Raw genomic sequence first — 7,235 nt, forward strand, 5'->3', positions numbered from 1 at the left:
GGGCCTCAAGGCTGGCCGAGCGCGATGATGCCACTGCCCGCGCCGAACTGGCCGTGCTTGAAACCATGGGACCGGAACATATCGCTGAGGAATGGCTGTCGGCCGCGCTGCATCCCGAACTGCCCGATCTGGATTGTCCGCCCCCGCCGGAGGAAATGCCGCACCTCATGCGGCTTTCCGTACTGGAGCTTACGCGGGAGCTTGTGGAACTGACGCCGGGCTATCGCCTGGTGCTGTGCACCTCCGGCCTGAGTGTGGAAGACGTGGCCGAGCTGTTGTGGGATTCCAGGGGCAACATCACCCATCTGGAAATTTTTAACATGAAAAGCTGGATGGAGCGGCAGCAGGCCAACCTCAAGCCCATCAGCGAACTGCAGCAGGCGCTCAATGAGGGGCTCGGCCCGCGGGTGAAGCAGATCATACGGCAGATGGTGCGCCGCATGCGCACCGTGGACGAAGAGCGGGCCGCCAAGTTTCGCGACATCCTGCATAACGTGCCAAAACTGTGGGAACACTACCGCCATAAGCCCCTGGGTTCGCGCCTGGGTACAAGCTCCGCAAGCCGTATTACCTACGGCATGGGCTTTGCCATCAAGGACACCCTGCCCAGAAAAGGCCGCCCGGCCCGCCGGTACAGGGGGCGGCAGCTGTTTGAGATTCCCATCTGCTCGCCGGTGGAAGAGGTGCTCAGCTATACCAAGCCGCGCAACCCCTCGATCTGGCAACGTGCGGCCTCATACCTGCGCTGGTTGCCCGGTTGCAGCCACCTGGGGCTTGAGTGCCGTAAAGCGTGGAAAACCGCCAGCGAAGATTTTCATGTGTGCGGCCAGGGCAATATCATGAATCTCGGCGGCCTCAGCCCCGCAGTGGGCAACAACCTGCTTGGCAAAAAAAAGGATCAGGCCGGCGCCGCAAAGCCGGGGGCGGCCTATCTGAACAGCTCGTTCTGTAACTGGCTCAAAGTGCTGCTGGGCTTTGTTCCCGCCTTTTTCTCCTTTTTGTATACGCAGGACTGGTGGGTTCTTGCCTGGGGCGGCACATTTATCTGGTTCGGCATCACAGGGGTGCGCAACGTGGTGCAGATGGTACTGGCCGCCAAAGGGGCCACTCGCGATACCCTTATTCACTGGCGGGATCAGGTCAGCGTAAACCGTTTATGCGATTCGCTCATGTATACGGGCATTTCTGTTCTGCTGCTCGAAGTCATGGTGCGCGTGTGGCTGCTGGACAGAACTTTCAATATCACCGTGGCCCAAAGCCCGTGGACGGTCTTTACCGTCCTGAGCATCATCAACGGATTTTATATCTGCGCGCACAACGTGTTTCGCGGCTTCCCCAAAGAGGCGGCCATCGGCAACCTTTTCCGCAGTGTGTTGTCCATTCCTGTCTCTTCCCTGTACAATTCGCTTTTGTACTATGGGCTGCTGGCATGGGGGGTCGCCACCCCGGAACTCTACCTTGTACCCAGTGCCGCCGTGGTTTCAAAGATGTCTTCGGATTCCGTGGCCGCGCTGATCGAAGGCTACGCCGACAGCCAGGTAAACCTGCGCATGCGCCGGTGGGACTACAGAAGCAAGCTCAATAATCTCTTTGACTGCTATACGAGGCTGGAGCTGCTTTTTCCGCATGAAGACGCCCTGATCAAGCTGGCCCGGCCCGGCGGCCTTCAGGGCAGCGGCGGGGCCAAGGGCAAGGATCTGGAACGCGCGTTCATCGTCAATGCTCTGGACCTCATGTACATATGGTTTTACCAGCCCCGGGCGCAGGACGCCTTTCGCCAGATTACGAGGGCCATGCCCGAGGCCGACCGCAACGTGCTGGCGCGTTCGCAGCTGGTGCTGACCCGTGAGCGAGAAATAAGCCAACTCCTGGTGGACGGACTTTTGGGGCGGAATTTTTCGCGCCCGCTGGCCTTTTTTCTGGACAAGCGAAAGGCGTACCTGCGTCGCCTGAGCCGCATGTGCCGCCCCGGCAAGATGCGTGAACCAGGTATGACGCGGGCGGACAGGGCAAAAAAAAGGTCGTCGCCCGTTAAAAGTCAGAGCGTGTAACGCTTCAAGCGCGCACACGGTTTTGCTTATGCCGTCTGCGCGGCGTGCGGCCCAAATGAAGACAGTTGGGGGCCTGTCAGGATGCGTTCCCTGCCAGGCCCCCTCTGCGTAGCTTCATCCGTACCATCGGCTTCTCCCGATACTCCACTGCCTTGGGCATTGCCGTCAGAGCAATTCCACTTTGAAATTGCTCTGGCGGCTGCGTGAGCAGTCGCCCGCCGCAAAGATGCAAGCGCAATTTACTTGCGCGGTTAAGCATCGAAGCGAGCGTGACTTAAACTTTGAGAATGTACATTCTCAAAGTTAATCTGCTCTAGCTGATCGTTGCCCAGACATTCCCGCCCGTTGCCCAGTCATCACCCCGCTCACCGCCCATCCCCTACGCGTTGTCCGGCTGCTCCCCACTCGTTGCACGCCCGCTGCCTACCTTCTCTGCCAGGCCTGCGCGGCCTCTGTCGTGAAAGTTTCTCTCTTTGCTCTCGTGGCTTCTCGCCGCATCGCGCAATGCAACGGCAAGATCGCCAGAGCGGGAGATCGTTACCGATCAGGACAACAGACAGAAAAATATGGCGGCGGTGTGCCGTGTCGCAATCGCCTCCTGCATAAGCCGGATCGTTGTTAAGGGGTATCCCCATTGGAGGGGAGGAAAGTGGGAAAAACTGTTGCATTCCTGTGCGGTAAAGCCTCTGACATATGTTATGACAGCGTTGAGAATGTATATTCAGCAATGATCAAGCATTTTTTGATCTGATAATTCATGTAATCCATTGCGTGAAACAGTGCGTCATGCCGGGGGAAGTCCATCTTGGCACGTGCGTAAGGCCATGTATGTGCGGCCGGGGGGTGGACCTGTCTGTCCCGTTGGAAGGCATGGGGGAGGGGGACGTTTTTGTTTTTTCTTTTCAGCGGGTTGATCACGCTTTCTCTTTTTTGGGTGAACAATCAAACAATGTATTATTGTGCAAAAAGGAACTATCTATACTGAGTTGTGTAAAAAATAACATGTATTGGTATGAAAAATAACTATACAAATTACTTTTACATTATGCTTCAAGATGCTTGCATTGAATTTTTTGATGCTGTATTCTTTTTTGCAAGGTTATTTCCTTATCACTGCGGTACAAGGGTGGTACATGTCGTGAGATTGTATCCGCATAACGTTAGGAGTCGCATATGAGTACGGAGCTTAAGAGCATGCACATGGGGCAGGTCACGTCTTTCTTTATCCCCAATGTTACTCTTGTGGGCGAAGGGTGTTCCAAGGAAATTCCCGCCCGTCTCAAAAACATCAACGGCAGCAAACCGCTGATCGTTACGGACCAGGGTATCGTCAAGGCTGGCATTCTCAAGCAGATTACCGGCATTCTTGATGCAGCCAAGATGCAGTACGCCATTTACGACCAGACCGTGCCCAACCCCACTGATCATAACGTGGACGCGGCCTTCGAAATGTACAAGAAAGAAAAGTGCGACAGCCTCATCACGCTCGGCGGCGGCAGCTCGCACGACTGCGGCAAGGGCGTGGGCTTTCTTGCGGGTAACGGCGGCAAGATTCATGACTATGAAGGCGTGGACAAGTCCACCAAGCCCTTCCCGCCCTACGTGGCCGTCAACACCACGGCCGGTACCGCTTCCGAAATGACCCGTTTCTGCATTATCACCGACACCTCGCGCAAAGTGAAAATGGCTATTGTTGACTGGCGTTGTACGCCCGGCGTAGCCATTGACGATCCGTTGCTCATGATGGGCATGCCCCCGGCCCTCACCGCCGCCACGGGTATGGACGCCCTGACCCACGCCGTTGAAGCGTACGTGTCTACGGCCGCTACGCCCATGACTGATGCCTGCGCTGAAAAGGCTATGGAATTTATCAACCGCTACCTGCGTCGCGCCGTGGCTAACGGCCAGGACAAGGAAGCCCGCGAAGGCATGTGCTACGCCCAGTATCTGGCCGGTATGGCCTTCAACAACGCAAGCCTCGGGCATGTGCACGCCATGGCCCACCAGCTTGGCGGCTTCTATGACCTGCCGCACGGCGAATGCAATGCCATTCTGCTGCCCCACGTTTGCGAATACAACCGCATGGCTACCCGCCGCCGCTTCGGCCGCATTGCCCGTCTGCTGGGCGAAATCACCGACGGTCTGAGCGCTGACGAAGCCTCTAAAAAAGCCATTTGCGCCATTAATACCCTGTCTTCTGATGTGGGTATTCCCGAAGGGCTCAAGGCTCTTGGCAAAAAGTACGGCAAGGACGTGAAAGAAGCGGACATCCCCACCATGACCGCCAATGCGCAGAAAGACGCCTGCGGTCTTACCAATCCCCGCACCATGACCGACGCCGCTGTGGCCGCCATTTACAAGGCTGCCATGTAGGTTCCTGACAGTGTTTTGCGGCCCCGCCCCTGGGGCGGGGCCGCAAAAAGCACAAAAAAGGCCGCCCATTTTGGGCGGCCTTTTTTGTGTGGCAAATATTCTGTGCTGTTAACGCGTCACTTTGGCAGATGCCAAGGCAGGCGTACATGTAATTATACTAGAGTCGATTAACTTTGAGAATGGCATTCTCAAAATCTACTTCGATGCTTAACAGCGCAAATAAATTGTCCTTGCGCCTTCCGCTGCGGGCGCCTGCTCACACAGTCGCCAGAGCAATTTCAAAGTGAAAATGTTCTAAATAAGCTTTAACCGGCGCAGTACGCCTTCGAGTTTTTCCTTGGCTGCCGCGCTCATGGGGCAGAGCGGCAGGCGCAGGCCGGCTTCCATCTTGCCCATAAGGTTCAGGGCCGTTTTGGCCGGGATGGGATTGCTCTCGATGAACATGGCTTCGTGCAGAGGAAAAAGCTCATGATGGATGCGCGCGGCTTCGGCAATATCGCCCTTGTTGAAGGCGTTGCACATGGCGGCCATGCGCCCGGGTACGATATTGGACGTGACGGAAATAACCCCTTTGCCGCCCAGAGCCATGAGGGGCAGGGCCGTGAAGTCGTCGCCGGAAAGAACGCTGAAGCCCGCAGGACAACTGGACAGGGTTTTGCTGCCCTGGGCCATGTCGCCGGTGGCTTCCTTGACGCCCACGATGTGTGAAAATTCTTTCGCCAGGCGGGCCAGGGTTTCGGGCAGCAGGTTACAGCCCGTGCGGCCAGGCACATTGTAGGGAACAAGGGGCATTTCCACGGCTTCGGCGATGGCCTTGTAGTGGCGGTACAGCCCTTCCTGCGTGGGTTTGTTGTAGTAGGGGGTGATGAGCAGGGCGCCGTCTGCCCCGGCTTTTCGGGCAAAGCGGGTCAGGCGTATGGCTTCTGCCGTATTGTTGGACCCGGCCCCGGCCAGTACGGGAACGCGGCCCTTGGCCTGATCAATGCAGATTTCAATGACCCTTTCGTGCTCTTCGTGGCTGAGCGTGGCGGATTCGCCGGTAGTGCCGCAGGGAACCAGGCCGTGGATGCCTTCCGTAATCTGGAATTCGATGAAATTTCGGTAGGCTTCCTCGTCCAGGGCCTCATCCTTGAACGGGGTGACCAGCGCTGTCAGTGCACCTGAAAACAGCATAACAAACTCCTTGGCGCGCCCTGCGCGCCCATGGATGGCCGAGCACCTAGACGTGAAGGGCTGGCCTTCACGCGGTTCGGCTCGGGTGGCGGCAAGGCCGCGTTATGCAACAATGCCTATTGATTGATAAATTCTTTCAGTTCCTTGCCGGCGCGGAAGAAGGGCAGACGTTTCGAGGGTACGGTGACGCTTTCACCCGTTTTGGGGTTGCGGCCTGCGTAGCCTTCGTACTCTTTGATTTTGAAGCTGCCGAAACCGCGTATTTCAATACGCTCGCCGGCAAGAAGGGATTGTTTCATGGCGTCAAAAAAGGTGTTGACCACCATGGACGCATCATCAAAGGGAATGTTGGTTTCGTCGGCCAGCGCCTTGATAAGTTCGCTCTTGTTCATCACGCCTCCGTGACTGCGTTTGTTGCCCGCAAAGGCATTCTGCCTGAAACAGCGGTGTTCGTCCACTATCTTGAAGATATTGCTGGCGATTCTGCCGTGTCGCCTCGCGCTGTCAAAGTGCTTTGTCGCCTGAATGCCAAGGGCTAACGATAGGCATCTAGTATTAATTCATCTCTATACTTTTTATGCAACAAGGTAAACAGTTCGCGCGGTTTTTAGGCCGTCTTCCTCATTCTTTTGCGGCTACGGCCTGCAGCACCTTTCTCGGCGCCAGCCAGTCGGCCATGCCGAGGCGCAGCCTTTGCAGGCGTGCTGCCAGGCTTTGTATGTCCTGGGCCGCGGGGCTGCCGGGGGCCATGCGCATGAGCGGCTGCTGGCGGCACACGGCTTCGGGAAGTTTTTTGTCGTCGCGGATATGCCCCAGCAAGACCGGTTCAAGATGCAGAAAATGGCGACAGGCCCCGTGCAGTTTGTCAAACGAAGCCTTGGCTTCGCTTGCGGAAGCAACCTGGTTGACCACCACCATAAAATCCTGCAGCCCGTAGCGGGCGTTGAGCACCTTGATGAGAGCGTAACTGTCTGTGAGCGAAGTCGGCTCGGGAGTAATGACGACAATACGCATGGTGGCAAGGGCGGCAAAGGTTTGCACCGTGCCGGAAATGCCCGCGCCCACGTCCATAAAGACAAAATCGTATTTATCCAGTTCCGGCTCAAGGCGATCCAGCAGCATGTTCCGCGTGTCGGGCTGGAGTTCGGTAAGTTCCGGCACGCCGGAGGCCGCAGGCAGCACGTCAAAGCCCGTGGCTTCAACCTGATAGAGCACGTCGCTTATGCTGGCTTCGCCAAGCAGGGTATTCTGCAGGTTGCCTTCAGGGGTGATGCCCAGCAGAACATCCAGATTAGCCAGGCCCAGGTCACAGTCCATCAGCAGGTTTTTAAAACCCATCTGGTATAGGGCGCAGGCCATATTGAGCGTTATGTTGGTCTTGCCGACTCCGCCCTTGCCGCTCAGCAGGGCCACGCTCAGGGTTTTATTTGCCATCAGTTGTTTCTCCCGAAAAAAAGGAAGCGTTTTTCGCTGGAATGTACAAGGCTTGCGCGCTCTTCCAGGCTGGCGCTGTCTGCAAGGCAGATCCGGCCGGAATTTTGCTGCTGTGTTTGCAGCAGCGCCTCTTGCAGGGCGCCGCGCGCCTTTGCCAGCAGGGCTTCGGCGGTAATGGCGCTGCCGGCATCGGCATAGTCGATG

6 protein-coding genes and 1 pseudogene are annotated in these 7,235 nt (G+C 56.9%); 3 read left to right on the forward strand and 4 right to left on the reverse strand.

Going from position 1 to position 7,235, the window contains the following annotated elements; translation table 11 throughout:
• Both V6C16_RS05690 and V6C16_RS05695 read left to right on the forward strand, forming a co-directional pair.
• Window positions 1-2,051 (forward strand): hypothetical protein (locus tag V6C16_RS05690; RefSeq protein WP_333542872.1); only part of this gene is annotated, 2,051 nt, incomplete at its 5' end.
• A 1,173-nt stretch (window positions 2,052-3,224) separates the two neighbouring features.
• On the forward strand, window positions 3,225-4,424 hold the full coding sequence (locus V6C16_RS05695; RefSeq protein ID WP_333536693.1) for an iron-containing alcohol dehydrogenase: 1,200 nt from the start codon (window positions 3,225-3,227) through the stop codon (window positions 4,422-4,424).
• Window positions 4,425-4,718: 294 nt separating this feature from the next.
• On the opposite strand, the gene dapA is transcribed toward V6C16_RS05695, so the two are convergent.
• Window positions 4,719-5,597, reverse strand: a complete 879-nt coding sequence (gene dapA, locus V6C16_RS05700) for a 4-hydroxy-tetrahydrodipicolinate synthase (RefSeq protein WP_333536694.1) — start codon at window positions 5,595-5,597, stop codon at window positions 4,719-4,721.
• Window positions 5,598-5,713: 116 nt separating this feature from the next.
• Window positions 5,714-5,989 carry an HU family DNA-binding protein gene (locus V6C16_RS05705; protein WP_333536695.1) on the reverse strand — a complete coding sequence of 92 codons (276 nt, stop codon included), beginning with the start codon at window positions 5,987-5,989 and terminating at the stop codon, window positions 5,714-5,716.
• A 9-nt stretch (window positions 5,990-5,998) separates the two neighbouring features.
• On the opposite strand from V6C16_RS05705, the gene V6C16_RS05710 reads away from it, so the two are divergent.
• Window positions 5,999-6,136, forward strand: coding sequence for a hypothetical protein (locus V6C16_RS05710; RefSeq protein ID WP_333536696.1), 138 nt, complete (start codon window positions 5,999-6,001; stop codon window positions 6,134-6,136).
• 82 nt (window positions 6,137-6,218) lie between these two features.
• Here the strand turns inward: V6C16_RS05710 and V6C16_RS05715 are convergent, their stop codons facing one another.
• Together V6C16_RS05715 and V6C16_RS05720 are read right to left on the reverse strand one after the other, a co-directional pair.
• Complete coding sequence (locus V6C16_RS05715) at window positions 6,219-7,031, reverse strand: MinD/ParA family protein (protein ID WP_333536697.1); 813 nt, start codon at window positions 7,029-7,031, stop codon at window positions 6,219-6,221.
• Window positions 7,031-7,235 (reverse strand): annotated as a pseudogene (locus V6C16_RS05720) (hypothetical protein); the annotation flags it as partial. The pseudogene V6C16_RS05720 and the gene V6C16_RS05715, both read right to left, overlap by 1 nt.

Origin of the sequence: Desulfovibrio sp. 1188_IL3213 (assembly GCF_036763145.1) — a bacterium.
Classification (GTDB): Bacteria; Desulfobacterota; Desulfovibrionia; order Desulfovibrionales; family Desulfovibrionaceae; genus Desulfovibrio.

Bases quoted from the DNA above. Each gene is read 5' to 3' on its own strand.
- V6C16_RS05695 (WP_333536693.1), top strand. From the start codon at position 3,225: ATGAGTACGGAGCTTAAGAGCATGCACATGGGGCAGGTCACGTCTTTC.
- dapA (WP_333536694.1), bottom strand. From the start codon at position 5,597: ATGCTGTTTTCAGGTGCACTGACAGCGCTGGTCACCCCGTTCAAGGAT.
- V6C16_RS05705 (WP_333536695.1), bottom strand. From the start codon at position 5,989: ATGAACAAGAGCGAACTTATCAAGGCGCTGGCCGACGAAACCAACATT.
- V6C16_RS05715 (WP_333536697.1), bottom strand. From the start codon at position 7,031: ATGGCAAATAAAACCCTGAGCGTGGCCCTGCTGAGCGGCAAGGGCGGA.